Raw genomic sequence first — 22,033 nt, forward strand, 5'->3', positions numbered from 1 at the left:
TGAGAGGCTATCTGAAATCAGGCGCCGGAGGTCTTGTCCGCGACGCGGACCAGACCGAGGCGTGAACCCTAGGGTCCGCTGTGCGGACCAAATCGCTAGTTATGGGGATTTCAGACGGCTTCTGAACAAGGCGCCGACACCTGGATCACTCGTCCAGCTCGATCGCAACACCCTTGCCCTCCTGGGTCCGAACCAGCACGACCTTGCCCAGAGTCGGGTGACGTACGATATAGACGGTGACGCCAGATACGGTCTTCTCGCCGATGAGCTCGCCCTCTTCCTTCAGATCGTCGATCAGGATCTGCTCGGCATCGATCAGGTGCATCTCTAGAGCCCTCTGCTATGACAGTGGAACGCACACCCGCCGCAGGACGACCCGGTCGGGTCACATCGCCATGTCCAGGTCGTCCTGCACCTTGGCGAGCCCGGCCAGGGCACAGGCCTCGTCGGTCTCGCCCTCGGGCGCGCCGCTGACGCCGATCCCGGCTACCAGGGCGGAACCGCCGACCAGAACCGGAACGCCCCCGGCCGACATGACCAGACCCTCGACCCGGCCGACCGGGGTCTCGGCCCTGGCGCTCATGGCGGAGGTCGAGGCGTTGAAGTTGACCGCCGTGTAGGCCTTCATGCGGCTGATGCGCTCGGTGATGGGCGCGGCGATGGTGTCGCGCAGGGTCACCTGCACGTTGCCCTCCCGGTCGACCACCGTCACACCGATCTGGATACCCTTCTCCCGACAGGCGTCGATCGCGCCCTGGGCGATCTCGACCGCGGTGTCGAGCGACAGCCGCTTCAGCGAGACCACCATGGAGTCCTCGGCCGCCACCGATCCAGCCAGACACACGAGCCCCACCACACCAATCAATCGTCTCATCGTCGGTCCTCCTCGATTATTGGAATATCCGGATCTGCGATCGAAGCGGACGAACGACAACCGCGATCTCAGAGCCGCGAGGCGCCACCGTAGCGCGCATCGATATAATCGTCCACCATACGTTTGAACTGCTCGGCGATGCCGTCGCCCTTGAGCGTCGCGACCTTCTCGCCGTCGACATAGACGGGGGCCGAGGGGTTCTCGCCGCTGCCGGGCAGACTGATGCCGATGTTGGCATGCTTGCTCTCGCCCGGACCGTTGACCACGCATCCCATGACGGCCACCTGCATGTTCTCGACGCCCGGATAGCGGCTGCGCCAGTCCGGCATCTGGTCGCGCAGATAGGTCTGGATGCTCTGGGCCAGATGCTGGAATGTGTCGCTGGTGGTACGACCGCATCCGGGGCATGCCGTCACCATGGGGGCGAAGGAGCGGAATCCCATCGACTGCAGGATCTCCTGGGCCACCACCACCTCGCGGGTGCGCGCCTCGCCGGGCGCCGGGGTCAGGGAGACACGGATGGTGTCGCCGATCCCTTCCTGCAAGAGCACCGCGAGCGCCGCGGTCGAGGCCACGATCCCCTTGGATCCCATGCCGGCCTCGGTCAGCCCCAGGTGCAGGGCGAAGTCGGCGCGCTCGGCCAGCATGCGGTAGACGCTGATCAGGTCCTGGACGCCGCTCATCTTGCACGAGAGGATGATATGGTCCCTTGGCAGCCCGACCTGGACCGCCCGCTCGGCGCTGGAGACGGCCGACTCGACCATGGCCTCGTACATGATCCGCTCGGAGGACTTGGGCTGCGCCGCGCGCGCGTTCTCGTCCATCATGCGCGCCACCACCTCCTGGTCGAGACTGCCCCAGTTGACCCCGATCCGCACCGGACGGTCGTAGCGGCAGGCCAGCTCGACCATGGTCGCGAACTGGCTGTCCTTCTTCTCGCCCTTGCCGACGTTGCCCGGATTGATACGGTACTTGGCGAGCGCCTCGGCACATTCGGGATAGTCCGCGAGCAGACGATGGCCGTTGAAGTGGAAGTCGCCCACCAGGGGCACCTCGCAGCCCTGGGCGGCGAGCGCGTCGCGGATCAGGGGCACCGCCTTCGCCGCCGACTCGTGATTGACGGTGATGCGCACCATCTCCGAGCCGGCCCGCGCCAGATCGGCCACCTGGCGCACCGTCGACTCCACGTCGGCGGTATCCGTGTTGGTCATGGACTGGACCACGATCGGCGCACCGCCGCCGATGGTGACTGGGCCGACGGCCACTGGAAGTGTCTTGCGTCTCTGAACGGGATCTAGAACTGGGCTCATGGTGCCTTTTCCGCGGATGCGATTCGCTCGATGGATATCGCGTAGTTGATGACTCTAGTTTGACAGCGGCGAACGACCGGGAAACAGATGGAATTTGCCTGGTTTCTCCGGGCCGTCGCCGGAAGGATCTTGCCGACGACCGCCTAGCACAGCGGCGAGCGCAACCCGCCGATGATCGCGAGATAGTCCGGATCCGTCTGCGGGATGATGCCGTGGCGGACCAGGAAGTCGATGATCACCAGATTGCAGTTGAGCTTGAACTCGCCGGTATCGCGGACCAGATCGCGGACCTCCTCGACCGGCAGACGATAGAATGCCTCGACCTCGCCGTCGGTGCAGCGCGGCTCGAAATCCTCCGGCAGCTCCAGGTCGTAGCAGTACATGACGTCCGGCTTGAGCCCGCGCTCCGAGTCGCGGCAATAGGTGACGGCCCCCACGGCGACCGCCCGGTCGGCGATCTCGGCCGGCATCCCGGCCTCCTCGGCGCATTCCTTGCGCAGGTTCTCGGCCAGGGTCAGGTCGAACGGCAGACCACCGGCGACCAGATTGTCCAGATATCGCGGATAGAGACGCCGGTCCGCCGAGCGCCGGCCGATCCACATCTCGATCCCCTTCGAGGTCCGCACGAATCCATTCAGGTGCTGGCCGAAGGCGCGCATCCCGAAGAAGGGGGCGCAGGCGCGGTCCACCAGACAGCGGGCCTGCTCGCGGTTGCCGGCGGTCACCGGATAGCGCTCGCCGTGGAGATGGGATATCAGGCCCTCCTCCACCAGCGTGTGCACGACCTCCGCCAAGAGTGCAGTGCGGCCGTCGAAGTCGGCCGGCGCATCGATCCAGCGCACCACCTCGGGCGTCACCGAGAAACGATCCGGCCAGCGCCTCAGCGCCTTGGCCGCGCCCTGTCGCAGCATGCCGATCCGCTCGCCATCGAGCATCAATGGAACGAAATCGCCCGGATTCCAGGCATTGCAGGCGCGGATCTTATCGATGAAGCTCATGGTTGCTCCGAACGAATCGCCTCGCGGTCGATCGAGGCGGACATCAGGTCTCATCCCTCTTGGCGTGCTCCCAGAGACGCTCCATCTCCTCGCGCGTCTCGACCGAGGGTGCAAGCCCTCGTTCGCGCAGACCGGATTCGACCTTGGCGAAGCGCGACTCGAAGCGATGATTCGCCGCGCGCAGCGCCTGCTCGGCATCGACGCCGAGATGGCGCGCCAGATTGACGCAGGAGAAGAGCAGATCGCCGACCTCGTGGACGCGCTCGGCGTGCGGCATCCGTTCATCGAGGGTCGCCCGGCACTCGTCGAGTTCCTCCGCCACCTTGTCGAGCACGCCATCGACCGCGTCCCAGTCGAAGCCGACGCGCGCCGCGCGGCGCTGGAGCTTCTCGGCGCGCAGCAGGGCCGGCAAGGCCTGGGCGACACCGGACAGGACGCCGTCGGCTGATTCATCCCGCTTCGAGGTCCGTTCGTCGGCCTTGATGCGCTCCCAATTGGCAAGCACCGCATCGGGCCCGGCCAGATCGACATCGCCGAAGACATGCGGATGCCGCCGGATCATCTTGTCGCAGATGGAACGCGCCACCTGGTCGAAATCGAAGAGCCCCTCCTCCTCGGCCATGCGCGCATGGAAGACGACCTGCAGCAGCAGATCGCCCAGCTCGTCGCGCAATGCCGGCATGTCGGCCTTCTCGATCGCCTCGGCGACCTCGTAGGCCTCCTCCAGGGTGTAGGGCAGGATCGTGGCGAAGGTCTGCTCCAGATCCCAGGGACAGCCGGAGCGCGGGTCGCGCAGTCGGGCCATGATCTCGAGCAGTTCGTCGATTGAGGTGTCTCGATCCATAGATGATGCCGAACGGATGATGACCGGCCCTCGACGAGGATCGGCGCGGTACGAGCGGGCTGAATGCCTCGTGAAGAGGGAGAGAAACGAGTCCTACTCGGGCACTCGGGTTCATTGCCGCATGGTAGCGGATGCCCCTACCCATGGTCTATGCCGCGAGCACCCGCCGAGCTCGGCACAGCCGAGACCGGAAATCCGGATTTGACAATCCATCCCCTGATCACGATAATGTGCTGCTCGACGTTCAGCAGCCTTGCATGAATGTCCGAAGAACCAAAATGCGCCCGTAGCTCAGCTGGATAGAGTACCTGGCTACGAACCAGGTGGTCGGGAGTTCGAATCTCTCCGGGCGCGCCATATTGAAAAAGCCTAGCCGGCTCGCGCCGACTGAGCCCAGCTTGTTTGACAAGCACATCGGGGAGCGGGAGAATTCCCGCCTCGGTACGACAATACAGACATGCGCCCGTAGCTCAGCTGGATAGAGTACCTGGCTACGAACCAGGTGGTCGGGAGTTCGAATCTCTCCGGGCGCGCCATTCTTCAGGAAACGGCTTGGACGATGCTCGTCCGAGCCGTTTTCGTTTGGGCGCCGAGCGTATCCGGATAGAATTTTCGCTCGACCCATTTCCAGATCTGCGAGCCTTCCGGCAGAGGCCAGAGCACAAATCCGGCACCAATCGATAGCGGGCCGCCTCGAATCCTGCAATCATGCACCTTCCGACGGCCGCCCATCACTGGCACTCGATTAGACCGTACCCATGACAGTCAAAATGATCCTGCTGGCGGTCCTCTGCGCCCTGCTCATCTTCCTGTCCGAGCACAACTACATGGACGGGCTGGATACGCTGCTGATGGTCGTGGGCGCGGCGAGCGGACTCATCCTCGTCTCCTCGGTGATCGGGTCCCGAAGCAGCAAGGTGGTTCGCAAGGTCTTCATCCTCTACGCGCCGGAGGATACGGAATTCGTCTCCAAGCTCTACGAGGCGCTCAAGATCTCACCCTACCGGATCCTCTGGGACAAGAAGGAGGTCAAGGTCGGCGACCATATCGAGAAGAAGACGAATCAGCTGCTGGCATCGAGCAGCGATGTCATCTTCGTGATCTCCAGCCACAGCACCAACCCCGAATGGTTCGAGCCCGCCTTCGCCAAGGTCGCCGAGCAGAACAAACGCCTGCTTCCGGTCCTGATCGACGATTCGGAGCCGCCCGAGGCACTGAAGGAGTTCATGTTCGCCGATTTCAGGGAATCCTTCGACGACGGCTACCTGAGCCTCCGAGATTCGCTCAGGGAGGTCAAGAGGGGCAGGCCGGTGTCGAAGAAGCCGTCCACCGATGAAGTGGCGGCCAACTGAGCCAGCGCCGAGGCCACCAGGCCGACGAGCGCCACCGCGACCGGCCAAGCCCTATCCGAGACCCAGCAACTGACTCACGAACTGGGAGGAAACGCGCGACGCCTGGCCCATCATGGCGATATTCGCCTGCTGCTGAATCTGACCGCTGGCCTGCGAGGCGGCCTCGCGGGCGTAATCGGCGTCCTCGATGCGGCTGCGGGCCGCGACGCTCTCGATATTGCTGTCCTGCAGGTTGCTCAAGGCGCTGTCGAAGCGGTTCATGACGGCACCCATCTCTCCTCGCACCTCGTCGAGTAAGTCGCCCGCCTGATCCAGCACGCCGACGGCACTGGCCGCGCCAGCCGCGCTGGAGATGTCGATCTCGCCGAAGCCCAACTCGCTCAGCCGACCCTGAATGTCATAGGTGCCGACGGAGAATGCATCTTCCGCATCGCTGCCCGCCTGAACGCTCAGACTGCCCTCCCGGTTGAGCAGCTGGATGCCATTGAAGCTGGTGTTCTCGAGGGTCTGGGCGATCTGGTCCTGCAGCTGGCCGACCTCGGCCTGGAGCGACTCCCGATCGGAATCGTTCAGGGTTCCGTTGAGGCTTTGCAGACTCAGCTCGCGGATCCGCTCCATGGCGTCGCCGACCTGAGTCACGCCGGCCTCGGCGGTACCGACCAGAGAGGCGCTGTCGCCGAGGTTGCGCGATGCCTGCTGGCTGCCGGCGATCTGGGATGCGAATTGTGAGATGAGCGCAGAAGCCGCCGCATCGTCGGACGCCTGGTTGACCTGCTTGCCCGAGGCCATGCGCTCCTGACTGGTCTCCAATGCCTTCTGATTGCCGTTGAGCGAGTTCTGAGCGGTCAGGGAAAGATTGTTGCCGATTCCGACCATGATCTCGAGCCTCGATAGTGCGGGCCTAGAATGCCCCGAGATTGAAAGAACACCCTAGAGTCTGGCAGAGAAATCAGGGTCTTGGCGTGATGAATCTCACCGTCCCGACGATCGGCGCACCCCACGGACCCTGACCACCGCCCGGATCCTCATTCCAGATCGACGCTCACCGCCGAGGCGACGCGCAGCGCCCGCGTCCTGGCGTCATCGACGTCGGACCCGCGCGCCAGCGCCACGCCCATGCGTCGTCGCCCGCGCACCTCGGGCTTGCCGAACAGTCGCAGATCCGTACCCGGCTCGGCGAGCGCCTCGGCGAGATTGCCGAAACGCGGCCGCGACGAATCCCCCTCGACCAGAATGACCGCGGAGGCCGCCGGGCCCAGCTGGCGGATCTCGGGGACCGGAAGCCCGAGGATCGCGCGGGCATGGAGCGCGAACTCGGAGAGATCCTGCGAGATCAGGGTCACCATTCCGGTGTCGTGAGGACGCGGCGAGACCTCGCTGAAGATGACCTCCTCGCCGCGCACGAACAGCTCGACCCCGAAGATACCGCGACCGCCGAGTGCCTCGGTGACCCGCGCGGCGATGTCGCGGGCGCGCTCGATGGACGCCGGAGACATGGGTTGAGGCTGCCAGGACTCGCGATAGTCGCCGTCCTCCTGGCGATGCCCGATCGGCTCGCAGAAGGAGGTTCCGTCGCGGTGACGCACGGTCAGGAGGGTGATCTCGTAGTCGAAGTCGACGAAGCCCTCGACGATGACCCGTCCGCCACCGGCGCGTCCACCGGCCTGTGCGTAGTCCCAGGCCCGGCCGATCTCATCCGGGCGGCGCACCAGGCTCTGTCCCTTGCCCGAGGAGCTCATGATCGGCTTGACCACGCAGGGCAGCCCGAGCTCCGCCACGGCCCGCTCGAAGGCGTCGCGGTCGTCGGCGAAGCGATAGGGCGAGGTCGGGATGCCGAGTTCCTCGGCGACCAGCCGCCGGATCCCCTCCCGGTTCATGGTGAGCCGAGCCGCGCGCGCGGTGGGAACGACCTTGAAACCCTCCGACTCCAGTTCGAGCAGGGTATCGGTGGCGATCGCCTCGATCTCGGGAACGATGTAGTCCGGAAGCTCCAGCTCGATGACCCGCCGAAGCTCGGCGCCATCGAGCATGGAGAAGCTGTAGGAGCGGTCGGCGACCTGCATGGCGGGGGCGTTGGAGTAACGGTCGCAGGCGACGACCTCGACGCCGAGCCGCTTGAGCTCGATGACGACCTCCTTGCCGAGCTCTCCCGCCCCGCACAGGAGGATCTTGGTCGTGGTCGATGAGAAGGGGGTTCCGATCGTAGGCATGGGTTCTCCGCGCGGCTGGCCGTCGTGATGGGTGTCAACCGGCTATATCAACACCGAGCATCGCTCCGGTCCAGAGCCTCTCCCCGCCCTCGGCGGTCTCGCGACCAGTGCCGAGGATGGAGGGCCGGCGGGTCTGGATCAATGCGTCCGCTCCCGACGGCTCGCATTGACGATCTCGCGCGCGGCGTAGACGACCAGAATGCCCCAGATCACCTTGTTGACGATGTCGCCGATGTTGACGGTCAGCTCGCGCAGCACGACCCCGATGCCGGTTTCGAAAACGATCGCATAGAAGAATCCGGCGGGAAAGATCGCCCAGCCGATCAGGAAGAAAAAGAACATGTAGACGAGCGCGTCGCGTTGAGCCGGAATCAAGCGGTCGCTCGGCAGGCGTCGCAGCACCCTGAGGATCGAGGCCGTCATGGCGAGCCACAGCATGCCGCTCAAGGCGAACCAGGCGAAGGTGGCCAGTGTCACGCCATCGCCCCCCTGGGCCGAGTGCTCCCCGAGATAGCCGGTCAGGATCATTCCGGCGTCGATCAGCACGAGCTGCACGGCGAAACGAACGCCCACATGCTCGGGACCGATCAGCAAGGGAAACATCAGAATCAGCATCGCCGTGGTCACCAGCCAATAGCCATAACGCACGGTGAGCGGCAGCTGGCCGATGGCGGCGGCCATCTCGGCGAGATCCGGCGAGGCGCTTGCAAGTGTATGGAGACTGTTGAAGAAGTAGAGATGCAGAACGCTGGAGACGCCGCAAATGAGGATGTTGAGGAAGGCCAGATATCTCAGCCGACCCTCCAGATGGGGGACTTGGGTCATGAAGTAGAGGACCGCGACCGCGGCCGCCACTCCGCAGACCAGGAAGGAATAATAGGTGAGATTGAAGAGTGTGGTCATTGTCTCGATTCCCGATCGGAGCCAAGCGCCGAGCCGGACAGCGCGTCCTGCGCCGAGACTCGGACGGCTTGCCAAATACCATCGACGCCATCCCCCGTGACATCCCCGGCCTGCTCGTCGCCGAGCCAGAGATAGAGCGGATGACCTTCATGGCTCCACTGTCTGGATCCATCCGGATGCGGTACCGCGCCGAAAGGCGGTGCGGGCTGTTCCGACTGGGCCATGAGGAAGGGTCGCCACAGCGGACCGCAATTCCCGGCACACTCCGAAACCCCGTCGGAATCCCGGATCGAGCGATAGAGCGTCAGCCCCAGATCCGACGTCAGCACCCGGCCCAGTCGTGTCTCCTCGATACGGAAGGCGTCCGGAACGGGCGCCGAAAGGTTCTCCGTTTCCGGCTTTCGGGAGCCCTGGGGGCCGACCTCGGACGAGGCTCCGGCCCCGGCACGCGCCGGAGCGGACGCGCCGGGCCGAGACGGCACCGAGACAGGGGCGGCCCGCTGGGCCGGCGGATACCCGTAAGGGGCATATCCGCCATAGAAAACCGGCGGGCTCGGATAGCGATAGGCCGGCATCCCGGTGGACGAGTCCGTCTGTGCCGGCACGGCTGCCGGCCAGACCAGACAGGAACAACAGATGAGGCGACTGTAGAAACCCATACGTATCCTTGAAACCATTAGAAGACCTGCTCGAGCGCCTGCTGAAGAAACTCCATCACCTCGTCATCGCGATAAGGTTTGACGAAATAACGGTCGATACCCACCCGCTCCGCCTCGCGCCGATGCTTCTCGGTCGAACGCGAGGTGATCATGCCGATCGGCAGGGTGCGGGTTTCGGGCCGAGAACGAAGATGGGCCGCCAGTTCCAGACCATTCATCTGCGGCATTTCCATATCGACCAGGCACAGATCGACCCGCTCGGACTCCATGGTCCGGAGCGCATCCATCCCGTCGCGGGCGGTCAACGCGCGATAGCCGCCATCGGTCACCAGCTGCGCCAGGATGCGCCGCATGGAGACCGAGTCGTCCACGACCAGGACCGTCGGCAGATACCCCTTGCCCGCACTCTCGTCCTGCCACTGCTCGCCCGGGCCGCCACTCTCGGCGAACCGCAGAATCGCGGCCATTTCGAAGATGGGAACCACGGTGCCGTCACCCAGGACGGACACCGCCATCAATCCGGGAATCCGAGGGACCATGATCCCCGGCTTCATGACCACCAGCTCTCGGCCTTCCCAGAGGGCATCGACCATCACCGCCTGGTCGCCCCGATCGGAGTTCAGGATCAGGACGGCCTGCCCCATCAGATCCGTCGCATCGGCCCGCAACCCCAGGAGCCGATCGAGCCGGAACAGCGGATAGCTGCGTCCATCGTGCCGAAACTGGCGACCATCGGAGGTTTCGACGCACTCGCCCTCGCCGGCGATCACCACCAGGCGCACATCGTTTGCCGGAAGGGCGAGCAGTTGATCCCCGTATCGAATGAGCAGGCAATAGAGCGTCAGCATGGATGAGGGAAGCCGCATATGGGCCCGATAGCCCTTCCCGGGCTCGGACTCGATCGACAGCGAACCGTTGAGCGAGCGAAGGATGCTGGCCACCACATCCATGCCCACCCCGCGCCCGGAGACCTGGGTCACGGCGTCCCGGGTCGAGAAACCGGGCCTGAGCGTCAGCTGAACCAGCTCCTGATCGGTCGGCTCGGCCGCCGCATCGAGCATGCCGGCGGCGATCGCCTTGGCGCGGATCCGGTCCAGATCCAGCCCAGCGCCATCGTCACCGAAGGAGACCGAGATCTGATCGCCGAGCCGACCGAAGCGGAGCTCGATCCGGCCGCGTCGCGGCTTGTCCATCTGCTCGCGCCGATCGGGAGACTCGATCCCGTGATCGATCGAATTGCGCACCAGATGCATGAGTGCCGGCATGAGCTGGTCCAGCACCTCGCCGTCCATCTGCGTGCCGCCCCCGGAGACCTGAAGCTCCGCCTCCTTTCCGGTCGCGCGGCAGGTCTGACGCACCGCGCGCTGCAAACGCGGAGTCACCGAGTCGACGTCCACGAGACGCGTGCTCATCGCCAATTGCCGAATCAGACGTTGCAGCCTGCTCTGATGCTGAATGGACTCGTCGAGCTCGTGCAGCGAGGCGTTCAGCGCCAGACCCAGCTCTCGCGTGTCGGTGACACCTTCGTTGATCCGCCGGGCGGCCGTGTACATCTCGTTGTACTCTTCCAGCTCGAGCGGATCGAATGTCGAGCGCCGCTCCGAACTCGCGCCCGCCACGGGCGCGATGCCGGAGCCCTGTAGATCGACCATCTTCTCGAGCTCGGCGACCTGAATCTGATTGCGCTGCTCGATCAGCCCGGCCTCGCCCAGGACCCGGCGCGCCTGGGCCAGCTGCTCCTCCGACCGGGACAGTGACACGGCCAGCTCGCCGACGAGCCGCAGCAGATCGTCGACGGTTCGAGCCGGGACCTGTAGATAGGCGTCATCCCGTTCCGAGGAGACGTCCGACGACATCTCCGAAGGCATGGCGGAGGAACCTGGGTCCGATTCGGCCTCGGGTTCGGGTTCGATCGCGTCGCGGTCCGTAGAAGGCGGAGCCGAGATCTCGGGCTCTATCGTCAGGGCGGACGCCCCACCCCGCCCGATGCGGTTGGCCCAGTCCAGGACCTCCTGCACGATGAGGCGCAACGTCTCCGGATCCTCTGGCTCGACTCCATTGAGCATGTCGAGCATGAGCGCGAGTCCGTCCGCGCCCGCGGCCAGCGTCTCCCCCAGCTCCGGGGTCGGCGTCAGACCCTGGACCGTCAGGAATTCCAGCAGATCCTCCAGATAATGGCTCAGGACCGCGATGGCATTGACGCCGCAGATGTTGGCCGAGCCCTTGAGGGTGTGGGCCCAGCGCTGCGCATCGAGCGTCGGCTCCCCGCCGCCGCCCGACAGGATCGACTGAATGGACGACGCCAATCGGTGGGCCAGATCGGGGCCCTCGCGACGAAAGCTCGCGAGCACGACCGGATCGATGTCCTCGGCCGGCGCGAGCGACAGATCCTCGCGCGTCACCGCTTCCGGATAGATGGATCCGGCATCCGGCTCCAGGAGGAGCGGATCCTGTCCCAGTTCGTGCGCAAGCGCCTCGGCGGCGTCGGTCCGAATCGGATCCAGCCAATGGGGATCCGTCAGGAGCTCCACCAGTTCGCGTCCGGTCGCCGCGTCCAAGGGCCGTTCCAGATAGACCTGCATCCGCCAGGGCAGCTGGATCAGACCGTCGATCAGCGAATCGGACCACTCGGACGCGGACGGCTGGGCGAGGATGCGCTCGCCGACGCCCTCGCACAGGGTCGAAAAGGCCAGGAAGCCGGCCTGGGCCGAGGCCGTCGCGAAGCGGTCGAGGATTTCCCGGCAGGCCTGCGCGGCGAGGACACGCGCGTCCCCATCCCCGGCCTCGGCGATCTCCTCGACCCGCTCCAGAAATTCCTCCCGGCTCTCGGCAATGGCGCCGACCAGGATGCCGAGCAGCTCGGCCGCCTCCTCGCCCAGCGCCTGCGCGTCCGGCTCATCCTCCGAAACGTCGGGCTCGGTCGCCGACTCGTCTGCGGCGGCGAGGGATGCGTCGACCTCGGATCGGGACTCGGACCGCTCGTCCATGAGGCCGGGCGAGTCGGTACCCATTGGCGCCTGCTCCGCCGGCTCGCGACCCTGGTGCCAGAGCGCCGCGGACTCCGCCGGCAGAGGTGGATCGAAGGTCTCCGCCGAAGCGGTCTCGAGCAGCGCCTCCAGGACCTCAGCGTCGTCGGGATCCTGCAGATGCGCCTCGAACAGTGCCATCAGTTCGAGGATCTGGACCGAGGCCATCGCGTCGTCCCGCTCCGGCAGCGCGGCGACGCCGTTGTCCAGGAAGGCGAGGAAATCGGCCAGATGCGGGCCACCGGCTTCCAGCTCCGGCCAGAGGTCGCCAAGCGATTCGGCGAAGGCGCCCGCGGCCGCCAGCCGCTCGACGGGCTCGGCCGCGGGATCGCCCGCCGTCTGGACCGCCTGCTGCAATCCTGGAAGGGCCGCCGAAAAGAGCTCGCTCAAACCGAATCGACTCATGCTCGCCTTTTGCCTGGATCGTGCCAGATCGTCATCGTCTGCGATATCGGCGCCGCTCGAACCGGCGTCGGCCGCCCCGGCTAGCCCCGAGTCCCATCGGCCGGCGCCTGCGGGCCGGGGAGCCGGAACAACTGGATGGTCTCGAGCAATTGTCTCGAATAGCCGACCAGACTGCCGGTCTCCAGGGTCTGCTGATCGATCTGTTCCGTCGTCTCGAGGGTACCGGCCCGCATCGACTCGACCCGCTCCATCAGTGCGCGATTGGAGACGACCTGCGACTGGGCGCGCTCGTCGATCCGCGACACCGTTTCGGCGAGGCTGGCGGCGGTCTGCTGGGTCTCCAGCATCAGCTCTCCGGCACTCTCGACGGTATGCGATTCCCTGGTGACGGCCTCCGTCGCATCGTTGACGGTTTGGATGCTGTCCTGGGTCTCGACCTGGATATTGGCGATCAGGGTCTCGATCTGGTTGGTGGCATTGCGCGAGCTGTCGGCCAGACGCTGGACCTCCTGCGCCACCACCGCGAAGCCGCGACCGGCCTCCCCGGAGGTCGCCGCCTGCATCGCCGCGTTGATGGCCAGCACGTGCGTGCGCTCGGAGAAGCTCTTGATGATGTCGACGATACCGCCGATCTCCTGAGAGCGCTCGCCGAGACGCTTGATACGCTTGCCGGTCTGCTGGATGGACGAGCGGATCTGGGCCATACCCTCCACCGATCCTCTCACCGACCCCATGGCCTGATCGGTCAGACTGGTCGCCGTCGCCGCTTCGTCGCGACAGAAGCGCGCCAGCTCGGCGATACCCTCGACGGCCTCGACGGCCTGACCGAGGTCGGTCGCCGTCTGCTCGATCTGGGCCCGCTCGGCGTCCGCGACCTCCACCACCCGCCGTCCCTGGGCCTGAACCTGCAGCGAGGCCCGCTCGACGCGCTCGGCGATCTCGCGCACCTGGACGAGCACGCGCGCGCTCTCGGAGGTGATCTGGTTCAGGGCATCGCTCAGGGGTCCCGTGATGTCCTCCTTGACCGGGAGCGTCAGGGTCAGATCGCGGGCCTGGCTGATCTCGTTGCCGATCTGCAGCATCTCGATGATCGACTCGTTCAGCAGATCGTTCTGTCGCTCGAGGAAATCGATCCCCCGGTTGAAGGCGGCGACCGTGCGGCCCAATTCGTCATCCGCGCCCGGTTCGAGCCGCTCGGAGAAATCGCGCTCGGCCTCCATGCGGTCGAGCGCGTTGCGGATCCGCTCGGCCGGCATCAGGATGAAGCGCCTGGAAAGCCTGGTGATCGCCAGATAGATGACAAAGCCCGCGACCAGGGCGCTCAACAGAAGCAGCGCGATGACCAGCGCCATGGTGACCTCGAGCTGCGTCTGGTCGCCCGGATCGCCGTAGGCTTCAGTCTGAAATCCGTGCTTGAGACCGATGACGACCTTGCCGAGCGAGCGTCCATCGCGCTCGACCGGAAACTCGCGGAAGCTCCCTCGGGACTCGGGCATCTCGCCGATCCGACTGGTGCCGTCGGCGTTGCGGATCGCCACGTAGGCGATATCCGGATCCCGCTCCACGACCGAGATCAATGTGCCCAGTCGCCGCTTCGCATCCTCATCGCGATCCCGGGCGGCGATCTCGGCCAGCAGCGCACCGGCCGTTTCGATCGAACGGATGCCCTTCTTCTGGAGCAGCTCGGCGGGCGAGCTCCCGCCACCCGAGGTCGGCGCGCCATGGCGCTCCCGATCGAGCCCCTGCAGGCCCCATAGAATGGCCGCCGTCACGACCAGAAGGACGGCGAGGACGAGCCCCGTGGTAACCATGGTGAGCTTGGCAGAAATGGTGAGATCCGCGATCTTCATCGTCAATCCTCAGAGCAAGGGGCGGAGGTCCCGAGCAGACTCGCCCGCTCGGTGAGCATCCCCAGTATTTCGGCTAGATCGACCTCGGCGAAGAGCGTCCCTTCGATCCGGATGCCGCGACATTCGAGGTCGTCGGGAAAATTGCGCATTGGATAGAGGGGCACGGAACCGGTGTCGGGCGGAATCCTGAGCGAGCGGATCTCGTCGATGCACAGACCGGCGCGTCTGTCGCGGCGGCCCAGCATGAGGAAATAGCTGCCCGTTCCCGGACCGCGCCGTTCCTCGATCAGTTCGCCCAGTTCATAGACGGGAACCAGATCGCCGCGATAATTGCTGAGCCCGAGACACCATGTGGGCGTAAAGGGGAGGCGGCTGCATGTCTGTCGCGGAGCGACCTCGGCCTGGAGGTCGAGAGGAACCAGAAACCACCAGGATCCGATACGGAAGGCATAGCGCACCTCGCCCGGCTGCTGGTCGAGCTCCTCCGCGTCGAGGGCGGTGAGGATCCATGCCCAGGATTCCCTCCCGTCGCCGCCCGGCTCGCGGTCCCCGGCATCCTCCCCGGACGTCATGGCGACGGGCGTCCGGCCAGCGAATCGACATAGCCGAGCACGACCTCGGCATTCGCCGGCTTGACGACGTAGCCCTTGGCGCCCTGCAGCTGCGCCCACATCTTGTCGGCTTTCTGGTTCTTGCTGCTGACGACGACCACCGGAATCCGCGCGGTCGCGGGATCCTCGCGCAGGGCGCGAATGGCGAGATAGCCGTCGCCCCCTTCCATGACGATGTCCATGAAGATCAGGTCCGGACACTGGCTGCGAGCCACCTCCACGCCTTCCCCACCGGAAGCGGCCACCAGCGTGGAATGGCCGGCCTTGCGCAGCATGTCCAGCAGATACTCGCGATCGGTCGCGGAATCCTCGACGATCAGCAGGTTCGCCATAAACTAAGACCTCGCGTGGTTTCAAGCCAGGAAGCGCTGCAGGGTTTCCTCCAGGCAACGGATCGTCAGCGGCTTGGTGAGATAGGCATCGGCCGAGGCCAGCGTTCCCTTGAGCTTGTCGAGCCTGGACGATTTGCTGGTCAGCATGACCACGGGCGACAGGACACGGAAATCGCGCTTCAGATGGCGGGCGACGTCGTATCCGTTGATGCCGGGCAGCATGACATCGAGAAAGATCAGATCGTAGAGCTGCCTGCGGACCTTCGTCAGACACTCTTCGCCGCTGACGGCGAAATCGACCGCATAGCCCTTCTTGGTGAGCTGAAGCTCCATGACCTTGCGCACCGATTCGCTGTCATCGACGACCAGCACCCGCTTGGTGCCACCGGAGACCGCGACCTGAGATCCATCCCCGACCGCATCCCGGGTGACGAGCATGTCGTCGTGAATGGTCAGATCGGGCGCGAAGTGATAGGCCTCGTTGACCAGTTCATCGAGCGTCTTGAGAACGCGGCTGGCCAGAACCGGACGCTTGAAGAAGATCTGCGGCGCACCCTCGTATTCCGCTGTCCGGCTGTCCGAAACGCCGACCCGGACGACGGGCGGAGAGCGGACGTTCATGGTCCTGAGCAGCGCGGCCCAATCCTCCCGGCCCGACGCCTGATCCTCGTTGACCATGCACAACTGCGGCGGCTGGGAACCCGGCTCCCAGAGCAGGTAGCGCTGCGGACGAATCTGCGAGAGGCCGAACGCCCTGCCGAGGACCTTGCGCTCGCTGTCGGAGAAGCCGCACAGGGCCACCATGAACGACCGACTCTCTGATGCTGCCATGCGCTCTTCCCGCTCCCGCTCTGTACAGAGAAACCAGAGACTTGGGTCTTGAGATTACATCTATGTGACAAGGTAGAGCCGATACTAGGATACCGTTCGCAGTGAATCATTGAGATCGATCACATATCCGTACACGTGACAATGGAATTGGCAGGCATCCTCCGCATGGGCCTGATGAACACTCGGGGACAAAGCATGGCAGGTCTCGACGACGGACGATTGCCGCTCGCCGCCCAGGCGATTCGGGACGCCTACTCAGGCAGCCGAATCGAGACGCTCAGCCCCCCTTCCGGCCGATTGCTCAGCGTCAGGGTACCGCCGTGGGCGTGCACGATGGTCCGGGCCACGGACAGTCCGAGCCCGGTGCCGCCGGTCTCGCGGCTGCGCGAAGACTCGAGACGGTAGAAGGGATCCAGAACGCGCTCCAGTTCTTCCTCCGGAATGCCCGGCCCGGCGTCGTCGATCCGGATGACGCGGCCGTCCGACTCCTCGCGCAGATCCACCCGCACACCGCCGCCGTATTTGACGGCGTTGTCGATCAGATTGGACAGAGCGCGCCTCAGGGAAACCGGGCGGCAGCAGGCGATGAGCCGATCCGGTCCCCGGTAGACGACATCGCCCCCCAGGTCGGCATGGTCGTCGACCAGACTCTGGACCAGGGCCGCGAGGTCGGTCGAGCGCGCCCTTTCGTCGGACGCCTCGTCGCGGGCGAAGCTCAGGGTAGCCGAGAGAATGGCCTCCATCTCCTCCAGGGTGGCGAGCGTTCGCTCGCGCATCTCGGCATCCTCGATGTACTCGGCCCGCAGCCTCAGGGTGGTGATGGGGGTGCGCAGATCGTGCGAGACCGCGGCCAGAAGGCGCGAGCGGTCCTGGAGATGCTTGTGCAGACGCTCCTGCATCAGATTGAAGGCCCGGATGGTCTCGCGCACCTCGCGCGGACCCTGCTCGGACAGCCGGGGCGGATCCTCTCCCCGTCCGAACCGATGCGCCGCCTCGGCCAGATCGGCCATGGAACGTGACGCCTTGCGCGCGATCAGGAGACTGCTTCCGACCACGGCGATCAGCAGCAGCCCCAGGAGCTGGAGGGTCTTGCCGGCCCAGGGTGGCGGCTCGTCGATACGGGTGGTGCGATAGTTGAGCCAGGCACCGTCCCGCAGACGCACGCAAATGACGATCGCCTCGACGTCGTCGGTACGGATCTCCTCGCGCTCCCCTCCCTCCTCGTGCGCCGCGGTCGGATTGGCGGAAACCTCCGGACCAGGCGCCCGATGGGCGTCGATCTGGACCCTGACGCGCAGCGATTCGCGATCCTCGATACCGAGTGCGCTGCGCAGCCTGTGGTGGATGATGTGCTCGACGGCATGGCGCCAGGGCCGATTGCGACCGAGCCGGGGCCGATCCGCGATGCCGATCCTGTCTCCGGTCCGCGAAAAGCGCTCGAGGATCCGGCTCCTTTCCTCGGGGTCCGCATCCTGGAGCAGCCAGACGAGGGTACCGACCTCGTCGAGCAGATAGGCCAGATTGCGCTCCTCGAAGCGGTCCTTGCGCTCGTCCTGGAGAATATATCCGCCCCCGAGGATCAGGAGCAGGGTCATGACGACCAGCAGCATCAGAGTGCGACCGGCCAGGGTGTCGAAACGCGCGGGGAGCCAGGACCTTGGAGGCTGCGGATCAGGCATCGAGACGCTCGACCCTGGGGGCGAACAGATAACCGTCGCCGCGAACCGTCTTGATGATCTGCGGATCGCGCGACTGGTCGCCGAGCTTGCGTCTCAGTCGGCTGACCAGGGTATCGATGGAGCGGTCGAACGCCTTGGCGTCGCGTCCGCGCGCCAGGTCGAGCAGCTGATCCCGACTCAGAACGCGTCCGGACCGAGTGACCAGCGCCATCAAGAGGGCGAACTCGGCCGTGCTGAGCGGCACCAGGGTCTGATCCGGGTCGATCAGCTCGCGAGACTCGGGCATCAGCGTCCAGCCGAGGAATCGGAGACGCTCCGCGGTCTCGCTCGCGAACCGGTCCCGACCGAGCCCGGTGCGACGCATCACGGCCTTGATGCGCGCCAGCAGCTCGCGCGGGTTGAACGGCTTCGCCAGATAGTCGTCGGCGCCCATCTCGAGACCGACGATGCGATCCGTATCCTCGCCCATGGCGGTGAGCATGATGACCGGCAACGCCGATTGGGGGCCGGCACGCAGATTGCGGCAGAGCGTGAGGCCGTCTTCGCCCGGCATCATGAGATCGAGGATGATGAGATCGATGGCGGCATCCGTCAGGACGCGCCGCATCTCGGCACCGTTCGCGGAGGTCGTCACGCGATAGCCGTGATCGCCCAGATAGCGCTGCAGAAGCTGACGGATCTCGGAATGGTCGTCGACGACCAGAATGTGCGGCTGCTTGTCCATGCACGGCAGTGTAGGACGTCGCACGGATCCGGGTCGCGGAATTTGGCGCAACCGGGCCGGGGCACTCGAACCGATGGAGCATCATGGAATTCCGTGCTCAGTCAGCGACCTGCCGCAGACATGCGCAGAATGCAATGAATTGGCCGCATCGAGCCCCTATATTCATATCTCGGACGAACGCAGGAACAGACCGCGTCCGAATGAAACCAGGTGGCGACGCCACCGGCGATCGAGCGATTCGATCGTTCACCGATGCATGCCAAAGCATCCCAACGAAGCATCCCAACATGGAGGATCTCATGTCGTCGACCCACTCACTCGCCAAAATCGGTGCCTGTCTCCTGACCGCAGGCACCCTGAGCCTTGCGACCATGGCCCATGCCCAGACTCTGCCCGTCGCCGGGGCCGCTGCGAGCACCACACTGACCGGAACGGTCACCGTGGTCAATGTCGAGAAACGGCTGCTCACCATCAAGACGGAGGACGGGCGTTTCGAGGTGCTGCGCGTCCCGCCCGAGGTGACGCGGCTCGATCAGATCAAGATCGGCAACACCCTGACCGTCACACAAACCAAGCTGGTGCTGATCGATCTGGTGAAAGGCGTCGAAGCAGCTGGTATCGGCATCGAAAAGGACAGCGCCATGATTCGCGACCCGGGCTCGAAGCCGTCCGGCGCGATCGTCGATACGGTCACGCTCAAGGGCGTGGTCGAATCCGTGGATCAGGATGCCTCGACGGTAACGATCCGCGGTCCCCAGCAGGTCAGGACCTTCGAGGTCGAGGATCCAGCACTGCTGAACTCGGTCGTCCCTGGCGACGGCGTCACCGTGACCTATGCCACCATCATCGACGGAGGGGTGACGTTCGAATAATCCCCCGAGGGAGCGCCGGCATCGGGGGGATCCTCATCCCTACAGGCGCCTGACTGGAACCCTCCGACCGGTCGCTCCCGATAGATCTCCACAACCATCCGAAACGGCCGCGAAGGCCGTTTCGGTCCATCGGCATCTCAGACCTTGAAGCGTCCGAGTCGCGCGTTCTGCTCTGTCGCGAGCTGTTTGAGCCGCTGAGCGGCCTGGTTGCTCTCCGTCGCGCCGTTGGAAACCTGCTCGACGAGTTGGACGATGGTGACCAGGTTGCGGTCGATCTCCTCGGCTACGGCGGTCTGCTCCTCGGCGGCACTGGCGATCTGCATGTTCATGTCCTTCACCGAGGCCACGGATCTGGCCATGGTCTCGATCGCGTCCGCGGCCTCGGCCACCGCATCCAGACTGTCCCTCGCCCGGTCCTGGCCGGCGTCCATCACCTCCACGGCGCCTCGGGTGCCGCTCTGGAGACGCTCGATCATCTCCTGGATCTCGCGGGTGGAATTCTGAGTACGGCCGGCGAGGGTACGCACCTCGTCGGCTACCACGGCGAAACCGCGGCCCTGCTCCCCGGCCCGGGCGGCCTCGATGGCGGCATTGAGGGCGAGCAGATTGGTCTGATCGGCGATGCCACCGATCACATCCAGGATGCTGGTGATCTCGGTGGCATCGTTCGAGACCCGGGCGATGGCCTCGGAGGCCGACTGCACCTGCTGCGAAAGCGTCTGCATGGCCTCCACCGAGCGGCTGACCGCGGCACGTCCGCTGTCGGCCTGCTGGTCGGCCTGCTGGGTCGCCTCGGCCGCCTGACTGGCATGCCGGGAGACCTCGGCCACGGTGGCGGTCATCTCGTTCATCGCGGTGGCGACCTGATCCGTTTCCGAATGCTGGCGATTGACGTTCTCGGCACTGCGATCGCTCATCACCGACAGCTGGTCGGCCGAACTCGCGACCTGGCGCCCGCCGTCGGCGAGCTGATGGATCAGCTCTCTCAGTTTGCCCTGGAAGACATTGAACGCCCGCGCCAGCTCGCCGGTCTCATCCTGCGCCGAATCGTCGAGGTCATGCGTCAGGTCGCCGTCGCCCTCGGCGATGTCGTGCAGCGCCAGGCTCAGACGGCGAATCGGACGCACGACCATCCCGGCGACGACCATCATGAGGGCCACGCCGAGGACGAGACAGAGCACGGACAGACCGACCATGGTACCGATGGCACGCTGCCCCTCGGAGGCCACCTCCTCCACGCGAGCCATCACCCAATCCATCGGCAGCGTGAGCTGAATGCCCCAGTTCATGGGGTCCTCGCCGAAGCGGACGGGCACGACCGCCATCAGATTGCCCTCGTCCTCCTCGACCATGGGACTGGCGTTCTGGATGTCCTTCAGATCCTCCTGCCAGTCCTCGTGCAGGGCCGACAGCGGCTTGCCGATCAGCTCCGGACGGCCGCTGGCGGCGACGATGGTGCCATCGTGCGCGACGAGCGCGATGCCGGCCGCCCCCTCGTAAAGCCCCTTGGCGGTCTCGTCGATCATCCCCTGAAGATGATCGAGCGCGAGATCCACACCGGCAATGCCCTGGAAACGTCCGTCGACCAGGATGGGCACGACCAGGGAGGTGAGCAGGACATCGCGTCCCTGAACGGGATAGACGTAGGGATTCAGGACATGCTCGGTCCCGGTCTTCTTGGGAAGCAGGTAATAGTCGCCGTCGCCCGGTGTCTCATAGTCCAGCAGCGGCTCGAGGCCCAGGGCTCCGTCCGGTGCCCGGCTCCAATAGGGGATGAGCCGTCCGCTCGCATCCGTGCCCCGAGCGCCGACGAAGTCGGCATCGCGCCCATCGAAGGCGTTCGGCTCCCAGGCCGTATAGACGGCGAGAAAATCCGGATGCCCGCGCAGCACCGCCTGCAGTATGCGGTCGACGGATTCACGTCGACCGTCCGCCTTGGGCGCGTCGTCCATGATTGACGCCGAGCCTGGCGCCACTCCGGTCTCGGCGGCCACCGAAGCAGCGTCGGGTACAGCGGGCAAATCCGCCTCGCGGCCGGCCATGCTGCCGAACGTATGCGCCAGGACCCGAGCAGTCTGCAAGGCGCGCATGATGCTCTCCTCGACCTCTTTGGCCCTCGCCTGGGCTCCATCGAGCAGAAGCTGCTCGGAGGTAGAGAGCGTCGTCCGACGCTGCTCCTCCACCTGCTGCTGCAGGGTCCAAACCGAATAGAGCGTCAATGCCGCGGCCAGTAGGATGAGCGACAATGCAGACCAGAGCGCGATCTTGAAACGCAACGAGCGAAAATTCATACCTTAGGGCTCCCAAAGGATGAGGGGGGCAATGACCTAATCGATCGAATCTTTCCGGACCCCGGCCTGGGAGCGGAGTCCGAGTCTCGCGAAGCCAATTCGTCGAATTGGCTCCTGGGTGCCGAAGGGATATTCGGCCCACCATGCCTAAGGTTTCCGAATCGTCCAACCAGCTGTCAGCATCGAAAAACGGGCATCTTCGAGGACAGCCCGAATGTGGGGATTTTCACCAAAATGTCCAAGGTCTCCTGGAATCTTAGGG

19 protein-coding genes and 2 tRNA genes are annotated in these 22,033 nt (G+C 65.3%); 4 read left to right on the forward strand and 17 right to left on the reverse strand.

Translation table 11 applies throughout. The features are described 5' to 3' along the window. Positions 1 to 145: 145 nt before the first annotated feature. The 5 genes from D779_RS12515 to mazG form a co-directional block, all read right to left on the reverse strand. The gene (locus D779_RS12515; RefSeq protein ID WP_043754522.1) at positions 146 to 325 is read right to left on the reverse strand and encodes a hypothetical protein; all 180 of its coding nucleotides are present in this window, start codon (positions 323 to 325) and stop codon (positions 146 to 148) included. Positions 326 to 385: 60 nt separating this feature from the next. Beyond that, a complete protein-coding gene (locus D779_RS12520; protein ID WP_043754524.1) occupies positions 386 to 874 on the reverse strand; it encodes a GlcG/HbpS family heme-binding protein in 489 nt (162 codons plus the stop codon). Between the two features lie 68 nt (positions 875 to 942). Beyond that, a complete protein-coding gene (gene ispG, locus D779_RS12525; RefSeq protein ID WP_043754526.1) occupies positions 943 to 2,184 on the reverse strand; it encodes a flavodoxin-dependent (E)-4-hydroxy-3-methylbut-2-enyl-diphosphate synthase in 1,242 nt (413 codons plus the stop codon). Positions 2,185 to 2,327: 143 nt separating this feature from the next. Further along, on the reverse strand, positions 2,328 to 3,182 hold the full coding sequence (locus D779_RS12530) for a DUF4743 domain-containing protein (protein WP_043754528.1): 855 nt from the start codon (positions 3,180 to 3,182) through the stop codon (positions 2,328 to 2,330). 43 nt (positions 3,183 to 3,225) lie between these two features. Next, complete coding sequence (mazG, locus tag D779_RS12535; RefSeq protein ID WP_043754530.1) at positions 3,226 to 4,026, reverse strand: nucleoside triphosphate pyrophosphohydrolase; 801 nt, start codon at positions 4,024 to 4,026, stop codon at positions 3,226 to 3,228. 280 nt (positions 4,027 to 4,306) lie between these two features. On the opposite strand from mazG, the gene D779_RS12540 reads away from it, so the two are divergent. The 3 genes from D779_RS12540 to D779_RS12550 all read left to right on the forward strand — a co-directional run bounded on the left by D779_RS12540 (position 4,307) and on the right by D779_RS12550 (position 5,378). Continuing rightward, positions 4,307 to 4,383, forward strand: a tRNA-Arg gene (locus D779_RS12540). 102 nt (positions 4,384 to 4,485) lie between these two features. Then, positions 4,486 to 4,562 (forward strand) — tRNA-Arg (locus D779_RS12545). Positions 4,563 to 4,784: 222 nt separating this feature from the next. After that, positions 4,785 to 5,378 (forward strand): toll/interleukin-1 receptor domain-containing protein, encoded by a 594-nt coding sequence (locus tag D779_RS12550; RefSeq protein ID WP_081763495.1) that lies wholly within the window; start codon positions 4,785 to 4,787, stop codon positions 5,376 to 5,378. Between the two features lie 51 nt (positions 5,379 to 5,429). Here the strand turns inward: D779_RS12550 and D779_RS12555 are convergent, their stop codons facing one another. The 11 genes from D779_RS12555 to D779_RS12605 form a co-directional block, all read right to left on the reverse strand. Next, on the reverse strand, positions 5,430 to 6,254 hold the full coding sequence (locus D779_RS12555; RefSeq protein ID WP_043754532.1) for a flagellin: 825 nt from the start codon (positions 6,252 to 6,254) through the stop codon (positions 5,430 to 5,432). A 149-nt stretch (positions 6,255 to 6,403) separates the two neighbouring features. Next, positions 6,404 to 7,588 (reverse strand): formate-dependent phosphoribosylglycinamide formyltransferase, encoded by a 1,185-nt coding sequence (gene purT, locus D779_RS12560; RefSeq protein WP_043754534.1) that lies wholly within the window; start codon positions 7,586 to 7,588, stop codon positions 6,404 to 6,406. Positions 7,589 to 7,726: 138 nt separating this feature from the next. Continuing rightward, positions 7,727 to 8,491 carry a bacteriorhodopsin gene (locus D779_RS12565; protein ID WP_043754535.1) on the reverse strand — a complete coding sequence of 255 codons (765 nt, stop codon included), beginning with the start codon at positions 8,489 to 8,491 and terminating at the stop codon, positions 7,727 to 7,729. After that, positions 8,488 to 9,150, reverse strand: a complete 663-nt coding sequence (locus D779_RS21150) for a COG4315 family predicted lipoprotein (protein ID WP_052348099.1) — start codon at positions 9,148 to 9,150, stop codon at positions 8,488 to 8,490. Before D779_RS21150 ends, D779_RS12565 begins: the two co-directional genes overlap by 4 nt. A gap of 17 nt (positions 9,151 to 9,167) precedes the next feature. Continuing rightward, positions 9,168 to 12,566 (reverse strand): hybrid sensor histidine kinase/response regulator, encoded by a 3,399-nt coding sequence (locus tag D779_RS12575; protein ID WP_198295714.1) that lies wholly within the window; start codon positions 12,564 to 12,566, stop codon positions 9,168 to 9,170. A gap of 95 nt (positions 12,567 to 12,661) precedes the next feature. Continuing rightward, positions 12,662 to 14,431 (reverse strand): methyl-accepting chemotaxis protein, encoded by a 1,770-nt coding sequence (locus D779_RS12580; RefSeq protein WP_052348100.1) that lies wholly within the window; start codon positions 14,429 to 14,431, stop codon positions 12,662 to 12,664. Between the two features lie 2 nt (positions 14,432 to 14,433). Continuing rightward, positions 14,434 to 15,003, reverse strand: coding sequence for a chemotaxis protein CheW (locus tag D779_RS12585; RefSeq protein WP_043754537.1), 570 nt, complete (start codon positions 15,001 to 15,003; stop codon positions 14,434 to 14,436). Continuing rightward, positions 15,000 to 15,374, reverse strand: coding sequence for a response regulator (locus D779_RS12590; protein ID WP_043754538.1), 375 nt, complete (start codon positions 15,372 to 15,374; stop codon positions 15,000 to 15,002). The genes D779_RS12585 and D779_RS12590 overlap by 4 nt, the downstream gene beginning before the upstream one ends. A gap of 21 nt (positions 15,375 to 15,395) precedes the next feature. Beyond that, positions 15,396 to 16,205, reverse strand: a complete 810-nt coding sequence (locus tag D779_RS21155; RefSeq protein ID WP_081763497.1) for a response regulator — start codon at positions 16,203 to 16,205, stop codon at positions 15,396 to 15,398. Between the two features lie 251 nt (positions 16,206 to 16,456). Beyond that, positions 16,457 to 17,884, reverse strand: coding sequence for an ATP-binding protein (locus tag D779_RS12600; protein WP_043754539.1), 1,428 nt, complete (start codon positions 17,882 to 17,884; stop codon positions 16,457 to 16,459). Then, positions 17,877 to 18,608 carry a response regulator gene (locus tag D779_RS12605; protein ID WP_043754542.1) on the reverse strand — a complete coding sequence of 244 codons (732 nt, stop codon included), beginning with the start codon at positions 18,606 to 18,608 and terminating at the stop codon, positions 17,877 to 17,879. Before D779_RS12605 ends, D779_RS12600 begins: the two co-directional genes overlap by 8 nt. Positions 18,609 to 18,907: 299 nt before the next feature. On the opposite strand from D779_RS12605, the gene D779_RS12610 reads away from it, so the two are divergent. Further along, positions 18,908 to 19,480, forward strand: coding sequence for a hypothetical protein (locus D779_RS12610; RefSeq protein ID WP_043754578.1), 573 nt, complete (start codon positions 18,908 to 18,910; stop codon positions 19,478 to 19,480). A gap of 137 nt (positions 19,481 to 19,617) precedes the next feature. Here D779_RS12610 and D779_RS12615 read toward each other — a convergent pair whose 3' ends face one another. Further along, the gene (locus D779_RS12615) at positions 19,618 to 21,771 is read right to left on the reverse strand and encodes a methyl-accepting chemotaxis protein (RefSeq protein ID WP_043754543.1); all 2,154 of its coding nucleotides are present in this window, start codon (positions 21,769 to 21,771) and stop codon (positions 19,618 to 19,620) included. Positions 21,772 to 22,033 lie beyond the last annotated feature (262 nt).

The organism is Imhoffiella purpurea, assembly GCF_000585215.1.
GTDB classification, from domain to species: domain Bacteria; phylum Pseudomonadota; class Gammaproteobacteria; order Chromatiales; family Chromatiaceae; genus Imhoffiella; species Imhoffiella purpurea.